The 15494-nt window shown below is 70.7% G+C and carries 16 protein-coding genes; 11 read left to right on the forward strand and 5 right to left on the reverse strand.

What is annotated here, in order from left to right:
* Positions 1 to 54: 54 nt before the first annotated feature.
* Both aroB and ABTU92_RS24995 read right to left on the reverse strand, forming a co-directional pair.
* A complete protein-coding gene (aroB, locus tag ABTU92_RS24990; RefSeq protein ID WP_408094319.1) occupies positions 55 to 1182 on the reverse strand; it encodes a 3-dehydroquinate synthase in 1128 nt (375 codons plus the stop codon).
* Entirely contained in the window at positions 1179 to 1853 is a 675-nt protein-coding gene (locus tag ABTU92_RS24995; protein ID WP_408094320.1) for a shikimate kinase, read from the reverse strand. Before ABTU92_RS24995 ends, aroB begins: the two co-directional genes overlap by 4 nt.
* Before the next feature lie 301 nt (positions 1854 to 2154).
* Between ABTU92_RS24995 and ABTU92_RS25000 the strand changes: the two genes are divergently transcribed.
* From ABTU92_RS25000 to ABTU92_RS25045, 10 genes are all read left to right on the forward strand, one after another.
* Positions 2155 to 2769 carry a Spy/CpxP family protein refolding chaperone gene (locus tag ABTU92_RS25000; protein ID WP_408094321.1) on the forward strand — a complete coding sequence of 205 codons (615 nt, stop codon included), beginning with the start codon at positions 2155 to 2157 and terminating at the stop codon, positions 2767 to 2769.
* A gap of 238 nt (positions 2770 to 3007) precedes the next feature.
* Positions 3008 to 3697: a response regulator gene (locus ABTU92_RS25005; RefSeq protein ID WP_408094322.1), complete on the forward strand. Its 690-nt coding sequence runs from the start codon at positions 3008 to 3010 to the stop codon at positions 3695 to 3697.
* 210 nt (positions 3698 to 3907) lie between these two features.
* Positions 3908 to 5152, forward strand: coding sequence for a sensor histidine kinase (locus tag ABTU92_RS25010; protein ID WP_408094323.1), 1245 nt, complete (start codon positions 3908 to 3910; stop codon positions 5150 to 5152).
* Between the two features lie 93 nt (positions 5153 to 5245).
* Positions 5246 to 5398, forward strand: coding sequence for a histidine kinase (locus tag ABTU92_RS25015; RefSeq protein WP_111358340.1), 153 nt, complete (start codon positions 5246 to 5248; stop codon positions 5396 to 5398).
* A gap of 204 nt (positions 5399 to 5602) precedes the next feature.
* A complete protein-coding gene (locus ABTU92_RS25020) occupies positions 5603 to 6499 on the forward strand; it encodes a site-specific tyrosine recombinase XerD (RefSeq protein WP_408094333.1) in 897 nt (298 codons plus the stop codon).
* 427 nt (positions 6500 to 6926) lie between these two features.
* Positions 6927 to 7676 carry a hypothetical protein gene (locus tag ABTU92_RS25025; RefSeq protein WP_408094324.1) on the forward strand — a complete coding sequence of 250 codons (750 nt, stop codon included), beginning with the start codon at positions 6927 to 6929 and terminating at the stop codon, positions 7674 to 7676.
* Between the two features lie 313 nt (positions 7677 to 7989).
* Complete coding sequence (locus ABTU92_RS25030; protein ID WP_408094325.1) at positions 7990 to 8286, forward strand: nucleotidyltransferase family protein; 297 nt, start codon at positions 7990 to 7992, stop codon at positions 8284 to 8286.
* On the forward strand, positions 8276 to 8632 hold the full coding sequence (locus ABTU92_RS25035) for a DUF86 domain-containing protein (RefSeq protein WP_408094326.1): 357 nt from the start codon (positions 8276 to 8278) through the stop codon (positions 8630 to 8632). The genes ABTU92_RS25030 and ABTU92_RS25035 overlap by 11 nt, the downstream gene beginning before the upstream one ends.
* A 130-nt stretch (positions 8633 to 8762) precedes the next feature.
* Entirely contained in the window at positions 8763 to 9719 is a 957-nt protein-coding gene (locus ABTU92_RS25040; protein ID WP_408094327.1) for an acetyl-CoA carboxylase carboxyltransferase subunit alpha, read from the forward strand.
* A 315-nt stretch (positions 9720 to 10034) separates the two neighbouring features.
* Positions 10035 to 11489, forward strand: a complete 1455-nt coding sequence (locus ABTU92_RS25045) for a hypothetical protein (RefSeq protein WP_408094328.1) — start codon at positions 10035 to 10037, stop codon at positions 11487 to 11489.
* 173 nt (positions 11490 to 11662) lie between these two features.
* On the opposite strand, the gene ABTU92_RS25050 is transcribed toward ABTU92_RS25045, so the two are convergent.
* Both ABTU92_RS25050 and ABTU92_RS25055 read right to left on the reverse strand, forming a co-directional pair.
* Positions 11663 to 12739, reverse strand: coding sequence for a DUF2336 domain-containing protein (locus tag ABTU92_RS25050; protein ID WP_408094329.1), 1077 nt, complete (start codon positions 12737 to 12739; stop codon positions 11663 to 11665).
* Positions 12740 to 12755: 16 nt separating this feature from the next.
* On the reverse strand, positions 12756 to 13100 hold the full coding sequence (locus tag ABTU92_RS25055; protein WP_408094330.1) for a PilZ domain-containing protein: 345 nt from the start codon (positions 13098 to 13100) through the stop codon (positions 12756 to 12758).
* A gap of 311 nt (positions 13101 to 13411) precedes the next feature.
* Here ABTU92_RS25055 and ABTU92_RS25060 point away from each other — a divergent pair, with 311 nt between their 5' ends.
* Complete coding sequence (locus ABTU92_RS25060; protein WP_408094331.1) at positions 13412 to 13936, forward strand: GNAT family N-acetyltransferase; 525 nt, start codon at positions 13412 to 13414, stop codon at positions 13934 to 13936.
* Between the two features lie 67 nt (positions 13937 to 14003).
* Here ABTU92_RS25060 and ABTU92_RS25065 read toward each other — a convergent pair whose 3' ends face one another.
* Positions 14004 to 15086, reverse strand: a complete 1083-nt coding sequence (locus ABTU92_RS25065; protein ID WP_408094332.1) for a DUF2336 domain-containing protein — start codon at positions 15084 to 15086, stop codon at positions 14004 to 14006.
* Positions 15087 to 15494: the final 408 nt, after the last annotated feature.

The raw sequence follows: 15494 nt of genomic DNA on the forward strand, positions 1-15494 counted from the left end.
ACCTCTCCCCGAACGCGGGGAGCGGGACCCGGAGCGAGTCCGCGGCGCAATTTCTCACGCGAGCTGCGACGCCACGAAGGCGCGGATGTCGTTTTGGTCGACGTCGCGGGTGACGAAGGCCTCGCCGATGCCGCGGACCAGGATGAAGGTCATGCGGCCGCGCGAGACCTTCTTGTCCTGCGCCATCAGGTCCATCATGCGGTCGGCGTCGGGCCAGCGGAACGGCACGTCCTTCACCCGGGTCGGCAGGCCGACATCGGCGAGGTGCTTTTCCACCCGCTCGGCGTCGGTCTTCGGCAAGAGGCCGATGCGGGCCGAGTAGCGGAACGCCAGCACCATGCCGAGCGACACGGCCTCGCCGTGCAGGAGCTTGGCCGAGAACCCGGCCGCGGCCTCGAAGGCGTGGCCGAAGGTGTGGCCGAGATTGAGCAGCGCGCGGTCGCCGGTCTCGCGCTCGTCGCGGGCGACGATCGCGGCCTTCATCCGGCAGCAGGTGGCGATGGCGTGCTCGCGGGCCGGGCCGCCGGCGAACACGTCGCGGGCGTTCGCCTCCAGCCAGGCGAAGAAGCCGGCGTCGCCGAGGAGCCCGTATTTCGCGACCTCGGCATAGCCGGCGCGGAACTCGCGCGGCGGCAAAGTGTCGAGCAGGCTCGTGTCGGCCAGCACCAGGATCGGCTGATGGAAGGCGCCGACCAGGTTCTTGCCGAGCCGCGAGTTGATCGCGGTCTTGCCGCCGACCGAGGAATCGACCTGGGCGAGCAGCGTGGTCGGCACCTGGACATAGTCGAGCCCGCGCCGCGTCACTGCCGCAGCGAAGCCCGAGAGGTCGCCGACGACACCGCCGCCGAGCGCGACGACGAGATCGCCGCGCTCGATCTTGGCGGCCAGCAGCTCGTCGCAGACGCGCTCCAGCGTGGCGAAGCTCTTCGAGCCCTCTCCGGCCGCGACGATGACGCGCGTGGAGGCGATCCCGGCGGCGGCGAGCGCCGCCTCGATCGCGGCGAGATGCAGGGCCGCGACCGTCACGTCGCAGACGATGGCGGCCTTGGCGCCCGGCTTGAGGGCGGCGAGGCGAGGCCCGAGCGTCGCCACGAGCCCGCGGCCGATGACGATGTCATAGGCGCGCTCGCCGAGCGCGACCTCGACCACGATCGGCTCGCCGGGGCGGGTCGGAGCATTCATGGCGCGGATCCTTTTTGGACGTGCTGTCCGTCGTTCACCGCCGCCTGCGGCCTCTCCGGCGGCGCGGCTGCGGGCGCCGGCCGCGCGACGCCGAGATGGGTCGCGAGCGCGGCGACGATCTCGTCGACGATGACGTCGTGCGGCACGTCGCGCGACTGCACCGTCAGGGTCGCCTCGGCATAGACCGGATAGCGCTCCGCGATCAGACGGGCCAGCGTCGCCTCGGGATCGGCGGTCTTCATCAGCGGCCGGTCGGAGCGCCGGCGGATGCGGCGCAGCAGCACGTCGATCTCGGCGTCGAGCCACACCGACACGCCGCGCTCGGCGATCTGGGCGCGGGTGCCGGGGTTCATGAAGGCACCGCCGCCGGTCGCGATCACGCGCGGCCCGTCGGCGAGCAGCCGGCCGATCACCCGCGCCTCGCCGGCGCGGAAATAGTCCTCGCCATGCGCCTCGAAGATGTCCGGGATCGACATGCCGGCGGCGGCCTCGATCTCGTTGTCGGCATCGACGAAGGGCAGGCCCATGCGGGCGGCGAGCCGCCGGCCGACCGACGACTTGCCGGCCCCCATCATGCCGACCAGCACGAGCGCCCGCCGCCCGAGCGCGCTCGCCACCGCGGTGGCGAGCCCGGCAGGCTCGGGAGAGGGGCGCAAGGCGACGTCGGTCATTGCGGTCCGGCCGATCCGTTCGACGAATGTTCGCGAAGAGTGCCCGCTCGATACAACCCCGGCGCCCGCCTGTCCATGGCGGCCCCGGGCGCGGCACCGGGCGCGTTACCGGGCGTGGCCGCCGGCCGCCGGAGGGCCGCTCGGCTTTACATAACTTTACCGGGCGGAGAAGCCCGCGAAACCGCCGTCCCCGACAGTGTCGCCATGGCCGATCGACACGAGCGGTCGCGCCCCCACCCTTCGCCACGACGACCGGCGAGGCGAGCGCCCGACGATCGTTGCGACGCAAAAGGAGACTTCCATGTCCGACACCACCTCCACCCCGCAGACCCCCTCGACCGCCGCGGCCACGCCGAAGCGCGGCCGCCGCATCGCCTCCTATGCGGTCGTCGCGGCGCTCGCCGCCGGCCTGGTCGGCGTCGGCCTGTCGGCCACCGGCTCGCTCGGCCAGGGCATGGGCTTCGGCGGCGGCCCGTTCGGGCACGGCGGCCCGGGCTTCGCCGGCGGCTTCGGTCCACACGGGTTCGGTGGCCCGTTCGGCCGCGCCTTCGATCCGGCCCAGGCCGAGCAGCGCGCCGACCGCATGGTGCGCCACCTCGCGGTCGAGCTCGACGCCACCACGGAGCAGCAGGACAAGCTGCGCGCCATCGTGAAGTCGGCCCTCAAGGACGTGCTGCCGATGCGCGAGAAGCTGCGCACCGCGCGCGGCCAGGCGCACGACCTCCTCGTCGCGCAGACGATCGACCGCGCCGCGATCGAGAAGCTGCGCGCCGAGAACGTCGCGCTCGCCGACCAGGCGTCGAAGCGTATCGCCCAGGCGCTCGGCGACGCCGCCGAGGTGCTGACCCCCGAGCAGCGGCGCAAGCTCGACGAGCGCATGCCGCCGGCCGGCTTCTTCCGCGGGTGGCGCGGCTAGTCCCCAGTCTCCGCCCCCACGGCCGAGCGTCGCCGTCCTCCACCCCGGACGGCGACGCTCACCGCCGTTTTTGCGCGCCCCCGTTTCCGCTCGTCCCCGCGAAGGCGGGGACCCAGGGGCGACACGACAAGTGGCCCCTGGATGCCCGCCTGCGCGGGCATGAGCGGAGGTTGGGGCGCGCGCGGCGAAAACCGCCTAGACTGTCCGATGCCTCACGTCCTGCCCACTTGACCCGCCGATGACCGACCGCATCCTGCTGATCGAGGACGATGCCCGCCTCGCCGAGATGGTGAAGAGCTATCTCGGGGCCGCCGGATTCGACGTGACGGTGGCGCCGACCGGCGGCGCCGGCATCACGCTGCACGACCGCCATGGCTTCGACGCGCTGGTGCTCGACCTGATGCTGCCCGACATGGACGGGCTCGACGTCTGCCGCACGATCAGGACACGCGCCCGCACGCCGATCCTGATGCTCACGGCGCGCGGCGACGCGATGGACCGGGTGATCGGGCTTGAGATCGGCGCCGACGACTATCTGCCCAAGCCGTTCGAGCCGCGCGAGCTGCTCGCCCGCCTGAAGGCGGTGCTGCGCCGCTCCAAGGGCGGCGAGCCGCTCGCCGAGGTGATGCGGTTCGGCCGGCTGGAGATCGACCTGGGCGCCCGCGAGGTGCGGCTCGACGGCGAGGCGCGGCCGCTGACCAGCTATCAGTTCGAGCTGCTGCTGGTGCTCGCCCGCCACGCCGGCCGCGTGATGTCGCGCGAGGCGATCATGGACCAGGTCAAGCACGAGCGCCTGGAGGCGTTCGACCGCTCGATCGACGTGCACGTCTCGCGCATCCGCGCGGCGATCGAGGACGACGTCAAGCAGCCGCGCCGCGTCATCACGGTGCGGGGCGCCGGCTACGTGTTCGCGAAGGCGCAGGAGTGACCCCTCTGACACCGCAGATCTTCGGTACGGCGTCCGCTTTCCCTCTCCCCGCGCGCGGGGAGAGGGTGGCTCGACGCGAAGCGTCGAGTCGGGTGAGCGGGCGCTTCCGTATCCACGAGACGCCCCCTCACCCGGACTCCGCGCTGGCGCGCGAAGTCCGACCTCTCCCCGCGCGCGGGGAGAGGTGAGACCGGTCCCGGAGCCCGCGGAATGCGTCGCCTCTATCACAAGATTTACCTGACCATGGTCGGCGCCCTGGTGCTCCTGGTGCTGGTCGCCGGCACGATCTGGCGCTTCGGGCCGGGCGGCCCGCCGGTCGGCCAGGCGTTTGAGCTCGCCGGCGATCTCGCCGCCGTCGCGCTGCCGCCGGCCGACGCGCCGCAGGCGGCGCAGCAGCAGGCGCTCGCCGCGCTCGGCCAACGGCTGCGCCTCGACATGGCGCTCCACGACGCCGCCGGCCGGCGCATCGCCGCGACCGGCGGGCCGCTGCCGCCGCCCGACCGCTCGGGCGATCCCGGCTTCCGCTATGGACCCGGCGGACCCGCCTGGGTGATCCATCTGCCGGACGAGCGCGTCCTCGTGGCGCGCCCGCCGCCGCGGCACCGCAGCCCGCTGGTGCCCCTGATGGTGGCGCTCACCCTGATCGCCGTCGTCGTCGCGGTCGCCGCCTTCCCGGTGGTGCGCAGCCTGACGCGGCGGCTGGAGACCCTGCAGGCCGGCGTCGAGACGCTCGGCGCCGGCAACCTCGCGGCGCGCGTGCCGGTCGAGGGGCGCGACGAGGTCGCCCGCCTCGCCGAGAGCTTCAACCGCGCCGCCGGGCGCATCGAGGAGCTGGTCGGGGCGCACCGCCTGCTGCTCGCCAACGCCTCGCACGAGCTGCGCACGCCGCTCGCGCGCATCCGGCTCGGCGTCGAGCTGATGAAGACGCGGCCCGATCCGCGCCATTCGGACAACCTCGAGCGCGACATCGCCGAGCTCGACGGGCTGATCGACGAGATCCTGCTGGCCAGCCGGCTCGACGCCATCGGGGCGCCGCAGGCAGCCGAGGAGGTCGACCTCCTGGCTCTCGCGGCCGAGGAGTGCGCCCGCTACGATTGCACGCTCGACGGCGCCCCGGTGACTCTCACGGGCGATCCGCGCCTGCTGCGGCGGATGATCCGCAACCTTTTGGAGAACGCCGAGCGGCACGGCGCGCCGCCCGTGGAGGTCTCCTTGGCGACCGAGGCCGGGACGGCCGTGCTCACCGTGTCCGACGGCGGTCCGGGCGTGCCGGCGGCGCAGCGCGAGCACGTGTTCACGCCGTTCTTCCGGCTCGCCGGCGATTCGCGCGGCGCCGGGCTCGGCCTCTCCCTGGTGCGGCAGATCGCCCGCCTGCACGGCGGCGACGCGACGGTCGCGCCGCAGGGTGAATCCCGCAGTGGATTCAAGGTCGTGCTGCCGCTCGCGCGGGCCTGAACCGGGCCGTTCCGGCGGGCTTGCATGGCGGCGGCGAACGTGGTCGTAGTCGGGCTTCCCGAGCCGGCCCCGAGGCGCCGCAGGACCTCGCCCATGCCCAGCCTGTTCCGTTTCCTGTTCGTCGTCGGCCTGATCGGCGGCTTGATCTACGGCGGCATGCTGGCCCTCACGCTGTTCGTCGACGTGAAGCCGCGCGAGATCAGCGTCGCGGTGCCGCCGGACCGCTTCGTCAAGCCGCAGCGCTGACGGATGGGCCGCCCGCCGAAGGCTTTCGGCACGCGCGCCGCCGCCGCGCCGGTCGCGCCGCCGCCCCGCAAGGACGCGACCAAGGCCGCGCCGAAGCCGGCCGGAAAGGTCGTCACCAAGCCGACCGCCGCGAAGCCGAAGCGCGGCCGCCCGAAGGCGCCGCGGGCGCAAAAAGCCGATCGCCATGTCGACCTGTTCCTCGACATGATCGCGGCCGAGCGCGGCGCCGGCAAGAACACGCTCGACGCCTATGCGCGCGACCTCGCCGACGTGTCGGACCGCCTGGCGGCGGTCGGCCGCAGCGTGCTCGACGCCCGCACCGAGGATCTTCGCGCGTATCTGGCGGGGCTGACGGCACGCGGCTTCAAGGCGACGTCGGTGGCGCGAAAACTCTCGGCGGTGCGCCAGCTCTGCCGCTTCCTCTATGCCGAGGGCCATCGCAAGGACGACCCGGCCGCCATGATCGAGGGCCCGCGGCGCGGCCGCGCGCTGCCGAAAATTCTGTCGGTCGCCGAGGTCGACCGGCTGATCGAGACGGCGCGGGCGCTCGCCGCGCGCATCGAGCAGAGCGAGGGCGAGCGGCTGCGCGCGCTGCGCATGATCTGCCTGCTCGAGGTGCTCTACGCCACCGGCCTGCGTGTCTCCGAGCTGATCGCGCTGCCGGCCGCGGCGGCGCGGCGCGACGAGCGCATGTTGGTGGTGCGCGGCAAGGGATCGAAGGAGCGCATGGTGATCCTCAACGGCGCCGCCCGCGACGCCATGAAGGACTGGCTCGGCGCGCTCGCCGCGGCCGGGCGCTTCGAGGGCTCGCGCTGGCTGTTCCCGTCGTTCAGCGAGACCGGCCACCTCACGCGGCAGCACGCCGCCCGCGAGCTGAAGGACCTCGCCATCGCGGCGGGGCTGCGCCCCGACAAGGTGTCGCCGCACGTGCTGCGCCACGCCTTCGCCAGCCACCTGCTGCAGAACGGCGCCGATCTGCGCTCGGTCCAGATGCTCCTCGGCCACGCCGACATCTCGACCACGCAGATCTACACCCACGTCCTGGAGGAGCGCCTGAAAAGCCTGGTCCGCGACCTCCACCCGCTCGCGGACGAGGGGTAGGGACTCGAGGCTCCTGCTTTTTACCCTCTCCCCTCGCGAGGGCTTTGCAGAATTGGTCATTCCGGGGCGCGCCGAAGGCGCGAACCCGGAATCCAGCGGCGAACTCGACAATCTGGGCTGGATTCCGGGTTCGGCGCTGCGCGCCACCCCGGAATGACCGGCTCATGCAAAGCGCGTAGGATGGTTGGAGCCGAAGGCGATACCCATCGCAGGCGCGGTGCCGTGGATGATGGGTATCGCTGTCGCTCCACCCATCCTACGAGCTACGGGCTACGCTGATCGCCTGCCACGGTTATTGAAAGATGGTGGCGCCGTGCTTGTTTAGCAACACCTCCGGAATTTTCAACCGACTGGGTTTTCCATCTCTGTTATATGTCTCGGTGATGTGCAACGCTTTAATGGATATTTAATTTTTGGAGTAAGTGCTATGCGTGTAATTGTTTTCATATTGCTAAGCGGACTTTGTGGTGCATGCGCAACTGCTGAAGCTGTAAAATTCCAGCCTCGTGGACAGCAGGAAGCTATGATTCGGGACGGCCAAGCTGCGCTGGTTTCGAAGCGCAAGCATTCAATTGTTCTTGTGCGACCGGCCACTCGACAGTTCACCTCGCAACAGCGCCCGGTGTTTGTTGTGGGAATCAACAACATCGGTAGCGCGCCGATCGAGTTTCGAGTCTCGTCGATCGAGGTCGTCCAGATTGTGCGGGGGCAACCCGTCGCACTACCCGTCGTCTCTTACGAGCAACTCACTCAAGAAGAACGAAACAGGCAAGTCGCTGCGGCAGTGCTGACGGGGCTGGCCGCGGGGGCGAATGCGGCTGCAGCGGCAAATGCAGGCCGAGGGTCATACGAAAGCACCAGTTACGGTCCACGCGGCTCCTACACAACTCGCGGCGCGTTCTATGATCCTGGCGCTGCAGCCGCTGCGCAAGCGCGAGCGGCTGCACAGAATGACGCGATGATCGCCAACACCGTCGAAGCTGGTCAGCGAAACATGGCTGCGCTCGAAGCGACTGTCATCAAGGACAATACCCTTCTCCCTGGAGAGTGGTATGAAGGCGCATTGCACATTGGAGTGCCGGCAGCAAACGACTCTGGCCCCAAGCAATATAGTTTTGCCATACTGGTCGGTCCCGATCGTCACGAGATAGATGTGATTCAGGAGCCGGTGCGCTAGCACATAGCGGTCAAAAAACGCGGAAAGTGCCGTACCCGCGGGCGCCTTTCGCCGGAAAACGGTGGGCACGCTTCGCTTTGTCCACCCTACAGTACTCCAAAAAACCTCCGTCATGGCCGCGCGCGTCGCGGCCATCCACGTCTTTCGACGCGGCGGCGCCGTCGGCGTGGATGGCCGGGACGGGGCCCGGCCATGACGGCGGCCGGCGCGCGTGGCGGGCGACGGGTCGGCGAGACTGCGTGGCCTCCGGTGGAACGGCCTTCCCGCCTGAGGTAGTCTTCCGAGCCGAGGCCTCCACTTCGGGAGTGTGCCGGTGAAGCGGCAGGACGTGCTCGACATCTTGCGCCGGAACCAGGATGCGCTCCGGGCGCGGGGCGTCGTGCACGCCGCGCTGTTCGGGTCGGTGGCGCGGGGCGAGGAGGTGCCGGGCAGCGACATCGACATCGTCATCGACCTGGCGCCCGACCTCGCGATGGACGTCTATCAATATGTCGGCCTGACGAGCTACATCGAAGACCTGTTCCCGGCGCCGGTCGACGTCGTCGATCGGGAGATGATCAAGCCGATCATTCGCGACAACGTCGTTCGAGACTCGATCTATGCCTTCTAAGTCTCCGCTCCTCGCGCTGACGGGGATCGCGACGAACATCGCGTTGGCGCGCTCCTTCGTCGAAGACCTGTCGTTCGACGCGTTCAGGGCCGACCAGAAGACCGTGTACGCGGTGATCCGCTGCCTCGAAATCATCTCGGAAGCGTCGCGACGCCTGCCGCCGGACGTGATCGCGCGTCATCCGAACATTCCCTGGGTGCAGATCGCCCGCGCCGGCAACATCTATCGCCACGAATACAAGGACGTTCACGAGAGAATGGTCTGGGCGACCGTCCAGAACTCGCTCGAGCCCCTGCGGATCGTGGTCGAGCAGGAGCTCGCGCGCCTGTCGGGCCAGGAGCCTTGACCACCGGCACGCCGGGGGCGGTGTTCCGCGGTCTTGACTTCCGCTGTCCATTGGGCGTCTTGTGCCGCGCCGCCGCCCCCGGGCGGTGGTGTCTTTCCCGTTCCCGCAATCGCCCGAATTCGTAGCCGCAATGCGCAGTTATCTCGATTTCGAAAAGCCCGTCGCCGAGCTCGAGGCCAAGATCGAGGAGCTGCGGGCGCTGGAGCAGCCGGCCGGCGCGGTGGAGATCGGCGAGGAGGTCGCCCGACTGGAGGCGAAGGCCGCCGAGGCGCTCAAGGCGCTCTATTCCAACCTCACCCCGTGGAACAAGACACAGGTGGCGCGCCACCCGCAGCGGCCGCACTGCCTCGACTACATCAACGGGCTGATCGCCGACTTCACGCCGCTCGCCGGCGACCGCACCTTCGGCGAGGACGAGGCGATCGTCGGCGGCTTCGGCCGCTTCCGCGGCGCCAGCGTCTGCGTCATCGGCCAGGAGAAGGGCTCCTCGACCGAGAGCCGGCTCAAGCGCAATTTCGGCATGGCGATGCCGGAGGGCTACCGCAAGGCGGTGCGCCTGATGGAGATGGCCGATCATTTCGACATCCCGGTGATCACGCTGGTCGACACCGCCGGCGCCTATCCGGGCATCGGCGCCGAGGAGCGCGGCCAGGCCGAGGCGATCGCCCGCTCCACGGCCGCCTGCCTGGCCCTCAAGGTGCCGAACGTCGCCGTGATCCTCGGCGAGGGCGGCTCGGGCGGTGCCATCGCGATCGCCACGGCCAACAAGGTGCTGATGCTGGAGCACGCCATCTACAGCGTGATCTCGCCGGAGGGCGCCGCCTCGATCCTGTGGCGCGACGCCGGCAAGGCCCAGGAGGCGGCGACCGGCATGAAGATCACGGCCGACGACCTCCTGAAATTCGGGGTGATCGACGCCGTCGTCCGCGAGCCGATGGGCGGGGCGCACCGCGACTGGGCGGCCGCCATCAACGCCACCGGCGACGCCATCGCGACCGCCTTCGACGGCCTGCGCGACCTCGGCCCCGAGGCGATCCGCCAGCATCGCCGCGACAAGTTTTTGGCGATCGGCCGGACGCTGGCCTGACGCGAGGCGCCAGTCGGCCGTCATTCCGGGGCGCGGCGAAGCCGCGAACCCGGAATCCAGTGGCGAACTCCAAATCCTGGGTTGGATTCCGGGTTCGGCGCTGTGCGCCGCCCCGGAATGACGACCAATTCGTCAGCAGGGTGCCGCGTTAACGGTCCGGAAACCATCCGGGCGGACAGTCGGCGGAAGACCCCCGTACACCCCTGATTCACCATGCCGGCGCGGGCGGGTGCGGGGTCCGGTACCGTTGCCTTGCTAAAACCACATCTCGACGCTAACCCGGCGTTAAGGGAATGGGACGAGGGGGAGTGCCGTTTGAACCGTCATTCGGCGTGGGTCCGGACGCTCCTGGCGTCGGCGGCGGTCGCGGCTGCGATCGCGCTGGCCGGGTGCCAGACCGACGGGATCTCGCAGATCCCGAGCAAGGCGATGCAGCCGCTGTCTCGCCAGATGGTGGCGACGCTCGAAAAAAAGAACATGCCGGTCGATTCCCCGATCCTCGTGCGGATCTTCAAGGAGGAATCGGAGCTCGAGGTCTGGAAGCAGGACACCTCGGGCCAGTACGCCCACCTGAAGACCTATCCGATCTGCCGCTGGTCGGGTGAGCTCGGCCCCAAGGTCAAGCAGGGCGACCGCCAGGCCCCCGAGGGCTTCTACGCGATCACGCCCGGCCAGATGAACCCGAACTCGAGCTTCCACCTCGCGTTCAATCTCGGCTTCCCCAACGCCTACGACCGCGCCCACGAGCGCACCGGCGCCTTCCTGATGGTGCATGGCGACTGCTCGTCCTCGGGCTGCTACGCGATGACCGACGAGCAGATCACCGAGATCTACGGGCTCGGCCGCGAGGCCTTTCTCGGGGGGCAAAAGTCCTTCCAGGTGCAAGCCTATCCGTTCCGGATGACGGCCCTGAACATGGCCCGCCACCGGACCAGCCCGCACATGGCGTTCTGGCGGATGCTCAAGGAGGGCAACGACCACTTCGAGGCGACCCGCCAGGAGCCGAAGATCGACGTCTGCGAGAAGCGCTACGTCTTCAACGCGACGCCGACGGCGGGCGGCTTCAGCCCGGCGGCGCGCTGCCCGGCCTACCAGGTGCCGGAGGACGTCGTCGCGGCGGTCCGGCAGAAGCAGGACGCCGACGAGCGCCAGTTCGCCCATTACGTCGCCCAGGGGGTGCAGACCGCGGCGGTGCGCACCGGCAGCGACGGCGGCATGCATCCGACCTTCCTGGCCAAGGTCAATCCCAACGAGACCTACGTGTCGAACGGCCGCAAGGTCGCCAGCCTGCCGCCGCAGAGCCCGGGCGGCAAGGCGACGCTGGTCTATCTGCCGAACACGCCGACCGCGGCGACCGCGATGGCGTCGGCCGACACCGACACGACCTCGGGCGTCGGTGCCCGGGTCGCCTCGGCCGACGGCGACGGCGCCATCGGGACGTTCGGCAAGTGGCTCGGCATGGGCAACAGCGAGAGCGCCCCGCCGCCGCGCGCCGCGCCGGCCGCGCCCGCCGCCAATCCGGCCGCCAAGCCGGCCGCGGTGAAGCCCAGCCCCAATTCCGGTCCCGCCGCGAAGCCGGCCCCCGCCCAGACCCAGCTCGCCTCCTCGTCGTCGCGCCCGGCGGCGCTCGGCGCCATCCGCCCGACCACCCAGCCGGCGCCGTCCGGCCGGGTCGAGGCGAGCGCCGTCCCGCCCGCGGCCGCCTACGCGGGCGGCAGCCTGATGCCCGGCGCCAAGCCGGTGCTGTCGTCGTCGAGCTTCGGCAACTAGACCGGTTTTCGGTCGTGATGAATCGGACCCGATTTCCGCTCGTTCCCGCGAAAGCGGGGATCCAGGGGCCGCACGACGTGTGACTCTGGATTCCCGCTTTCGCGGGAATGAGCGGAGTGTGGGTCGACGTCAGCAGAAAACCACTTTAGCGCTTCGGCAACTGCCCGCAGCCGTCACATCAGCCGGTCGAGCTCCGACCGGCTCGCCGACTTGCGCAGCTTGATGAAGCGGACGACGCGCTGCGCCACCTCGGCGCTCAGCCCGACATAGCGCTGGAAGGCGGCACGCGTGTCCTCGGGCTCGCCGAGCGTCACGGCCAGCACGGCCTTGGCGTCCGACCAGCCCAGCCCGGCCGCCTTGCACAGGATCAGCAGCGCGTCCTCGGACCGTTGGCGGATCAGGTTGCGCACCGCGATCGCCGGCACGTCGGCGACGGCGGCGAGCGCCTCGATCACCGGGCCGCGCTGGCCGCCGCGGGCCTGCTCGCACAGCCGTGCCTTCAGGGCATCGGGATCGAGCCGGACCGCCGGGCCGTGATGGGCGTGCAGGCGGGCGTGGACGAGCTGGTCGCCGATCGCCGCGACGGCGTGGTCGAGCCGGGTGCGCACGGCCGGATGCGCCGAGGTCGCCAGCCGCCGGCGAACGATCTCGCCGGCGTCGCGCACCATCGCGCAGAACAGGTCGGGCGGCACGTCGGTGCGGCCGGCGAACAGCTCGGCGAGCTCCGCGTCGCCGCAAGCTCGCGTCGCGATGGCCTGCAGCCCGGTCGCCGAGAAGCGGGCGCCCGGATTGGCCGTGACCGTGCGGGTGACCGCGAGGTCGCCGCGCTCGACCACGATGTCGGTGACGACCTCGGAGAGGTGCCGGCGGGCCGCAATCGCCGCGAGATGGCTCTGGCCCTTGCTGCGCGCCACCTCGACCAGCAGCGCGTCGGTGATGCGCGGCGACCGTTCCAGCACCGGCCCGGCGATATCGATGTCGTCGTGACGGGCGAGGCGGCCGAGGGTGTCGCGCGGCGCGTTGCCGATCGGGGCGAGCTGCAGCCCGAGCCGGACGAGGGCGTAGCGCTCGACCGTGTCGACGAGCTGCTCCATCACGTCGTCGAACAGGCCGACCTGCTCGTCGCCGAGCTGCGTCGCGGTCGCCAGGAACAGGTCGGTCACCCGCCGCAGCACCTCGCTGCGTCGCTCCGCGCTGCCGCCCGACAGGACGCTGGACAGCTCTTCGATCAGGGGCGCCGGGGTCGGCATGAGGGCGGGCTCCGGCTCATCGCACGGTGGTGGGCACCAAGGCGAGCCAGGCCTCGGGCGCGGGCGGCGGCGAGCGCGTGTCGACCGCGACGAAGGCGACGCCGAGGTGATGGCGGTCGCGCCAGACGGCGACGCAGCGCACCCGGATGCGCCCTGGATCGACGATCAGCTCGAACACGTCAGGCACCACGGCGGCATCCGCCACCAGAAGACAGGCGCCGCCGACCGAGACGTTGACGACGGCGCAGTCGACGCTGTCGTCCCGGTCCACGATCCGGCCGGTGGCGAGGGTGAGAAAGCGCGGATGCCGGCGCTGCCGGCGTACGCCCGCGAAGGTGGAAGAGCACGCGAGAGAGGCCATGCCGTCGACCCGATACGTCGCAGATGCGTGCCCGGGGGAGGGACGGACCGCCGCGGCCGTGGCGCTGGACCGGATCGCGGAGGCCCGCCGTGCAAGCGGTTTCGGTCAACGGAAAAGATAGCTTACAACCATGAACGCGGCATTACCAACCATAAGTATGCAGTATCGGACAAATGGGTGGACTAAGGTTAGATCGGTTAGTTGACCGAGAACCCGACGCGTCGCCGGCGCCGAGCGAGATCGCACGTCAGCCCTTCGGCGCCGCGGCCGACGCGCCGCCCCGGAATGCCACCCCCGACTGGACGCGAGGCATGAACACCGACCCGATCACGCTCGCCGTCGCCGATCCCGGCGACCTGCCGGCCTTCAAGCGAGAGCTGCAAGCGGCCTTCGCGGTGGCCGTCATCGCGGAGTTCGGCTCCCTGCCGGACGGCCCGATCCCGTCCGACGACGATCTCGACAGGTCGATCGCTGCACCGGGCGCCGTGGTCCTGCGCATTCTGTGCGACGGCCGGAAGGTCGGCGGCGCGGTCGTGACCATCGATGCAGAGACGAACCGCAACGCGCTCGATCTGCTCTTCCTGTCGCCGGCGGAGCACGGCCGTGGCCTGGGGCGCAAGGCCTGGCAGGCGATCGAGCGGAGGTTTCCGGAGACGCGCGTCTGGCAGACGCACACGCCGTATTTCGAGAAGCGGAACATCCACTTCTACGTCAACGTCTGCGGCTTCGAGATCGTCGAGTTCTTCAGCGCGTATCATCCCGATCCGCACGGACCCGAGCCGGACGGCCTCCCCGGCGGAGGGGAAGCGTTCCGGTTCGAGAAGATCATGGCGTGACGAGGAATTGGCGTGACGAGGAATGGCGTGACGACGAGGTGCCGGCCCGGCCGCGAGGCTGCTGCGCTCACATCATCTTTCGGATGTCGGCCGGCGTCGCCGCCTTGCGCAGACGGATGAAGCGAACGACGCGCTGGGCCGTCTCGGCGGTCAGGCCCGAGAAGGTGCCGAAGGCGCTGCGCGGATCGCCGGCCGCGCCGGTGGCGGCGAGCAGCACGGTTTTGGTGTCGGGCCAGGCGAGGCCCGCGACCTTGCACAGGATCAGCATGCCCTCCTCGGAGCCCTGCTTGATCAGGCTCTTGATCGCGGCCTCGGGAACCTCGGTGATGTCGGCGAGGGCGGCGATCACGTCGCCGCGCTTGCCGGCGCGCGCCTTGTCGCACAGCGCCTTGAGCTTGTCGGGGGCAGGGCTCGCGGTGGTTGCCCCGGGCGCCTCGGCCTTGCGGCGGGCGTGCAGGAGGTGGTTGCCGACCGCCGCCATCGCCTGGTCGATGCGCTGGCGCACGCCCGGCTCGTCGCACCGGGCGAGCCGGCGGCGCACATCGTCGGTGGCGTTCTTCACCAGGTCACGAAACACCTCGGCCGGCACGTCGCCGCGATTGGCGACCAGCACGGCGAGAGACTCGTCGAGATGCGCCCGGCCCGCGATGGTGCGGAAGCCGGTCTCGGAGAACTGCGCGCCGCGGTTCGCCGTGACCTTTCGGGTGACGTCGAGATCGGCGCGGTCGATCAGCGCGTCCGTGACCATCACGGAGAGGGCGCGGCGGACCGCGATGGCGGCGAGATGCGCCTGCGGCTTGGTTCCGGCGATGTCGGCCAGCACCGGATCGGGCAGCCGGGTCGAGCGCTCCAGCACCGGGCCGGCGACCGCGATGTCGTCGGAGTGGCCGAGCCAGGCGATGGTGTCGAGCGGCGCATTGGGAAGCGGCGCGAGCTGGAGGCCGAGGCGGATCAGAGCATGCCGCTCCACCGACCCGACGATCAGCTTCAGGACGGCGTCGAACACCGCGACGTGCTCGTCGCGGAAGCCGTCGGCCTGGGTGAGGAACAGGTCGGTGAGCCGGCGCAGGATCTCGCCGCGGGTGTCGGGCGTGCCCTGGTCGAGAAGGGCAGGCAGGTCAGCCAGCAGGGTGCTCGGGACGCCCGTCATGACGCGGCGCCCGAGGTTGCGGGGCGCGGCGGTCGACGAGTCATGGCACCGGGCGTGGCACGATCCGGCATGGCGGGACACCCGGGACGGACGGCGAAGCGCCGGGCTGCAGACGAGACGGCCCCGGTCCGGGACCTGCGGGGCGCCGATCCCGGAACGCATCCGAGGCCGACGATCACCGGACTCTAATGCGGAATGGTGAACAGGGTGTAAATTTACCACTAGGGCTTGCGGGTTAACCCGCAAGCGGGCGCTCCGGCTGCTCACAGCGGCGGGAGCGCCCAGGCCGACAGGGCCGCCGCCGTGCGCGGCTCGACGCGGGGACGGGCGGCCGGGGCGGTGGTGGGGGCGGCCGAGATCGCTGGCGCGTCCGGCTCGCCCCGCGCGGCCGGTGCGCCCGGCGCAGCC

The sequence above is a fragment of the Rhodoplanes sp. SY1 genome (assembly GCF_046000175.1).
GTDB lineage: Bacteria > Pseudomonadota > Alphaproteobacteria > Rhizobiales > Xanthobacteraceae > Rhodoplanes.

What these genes read in the sequence shown, in the direction of transcription:
- aroB (WP_408094319.1), bottom strand. Translation starts at nt 1,182, where the DNA reads ATGAATGCTCCGACCCGCCCCGGCGAGCCGATCGTGGTCGAGGTCGCG.
- ABTU92_RS24995 (WP_408094320.1), bottom strand. Translation starts at nt 1,853, where the DNA reads ATGACCGACGTCGCCTTGCGCCCCTCTCCCGAGCCTGCCGGGCTCGCC.
- ABTU92_RS25000 (WP_408094321.1), top strand. Translation starts at nt 2,155, where the DNA reads ATGTCCGACACCACCTCCACCCCGCAGACCCCCTCGACCGCCGCGGCC.
- ABTU92_RS25005 (WP_408094322.1), top strand. Translation starts at nt 3,008, where the DNA reads ATGACCGACCGCATCCTGCTGATCGAGGACGATGCCCGCCTCGCCGAG.
- ABTU92_RS25010 (WP_408094323.1), top strand. Translation starts at nt 3,908, where the DNA reads ATGCGTCGCCTCTATCACAAGATTTACCTGACCATGGTCGGCGCCCTG.
- ABTU92_RS25015 (WP_111358340.1), top strand. Translation starts at nt 5,246, where the DNA reads ATGCCCAGCCTGTTCCGTTTCCTGTTCGTCGTCGGCCTGATCGGCGGC.
- ABTU92_RS25020 (WP_408094333.1), top strand. Translation starts at nt 5,603, where the DNA reads ATGATCGCGGCCGAGCGCGGCGCCGGCAAGAACACGCTCGACGCCTAT.
- ABTU92_RS25025 (WP_408094324.1), top strand. Translation starts at nt 6,927, where the DNA reads ATGCGTGTAATTGTTTTCATATTGCTAAGCGGACTTTGTGGTGCATGC.
- ABTU92_RS25035 (WP_408094326.1), top strand. Translation starts at nt 8,276, where the DNA reads ATGCCTTCTAAGTCTCCGCTCCTCGCGCTGACGGGGATCGCGACGAAC.
- ABTU92_RS25040 (WP_408094327.1), top strand. Translation starts at nt 8,763, where the DNA reads ATGCGCAGTTATCTCGATTTCGAAAAGCCCGTCGCCGAGCTCGAGGCC.
- ABTU92_RS25050 (WP_408094329.1), bottom strand. Translation starts at nt 12,739, where the DNA reads ATGCCGACCCCGGCGCCCCTGATCGAAGAGCTGTCCAGCGTCCTGTCG.
- ABTU92_RS25055 (WP_408094330.1), bottom strand. Translation starts at nt 13,100, where the DNA reads ATGGCCTCTCTCGCGTGCTCTTCCACCTTCGCGGGCGTACGCCGGCAG.
- ABTU92_RS25060 (WP_408094331.1), top strand. Translation starts at nt 13,412, where the DNA reads ATGAACACCGACCCGATCACGCTCGCCGTCGCCGATCCCGGCGACCTG.
- ABTU92_RS25065 (WP_408094332.1), bottom strand. Translation starts at nt 15,086, where the DNA reads ATGACGGGCGTCCCGAGCACCCTGCTGGCTGACCTGCCTGCCCTTCTC.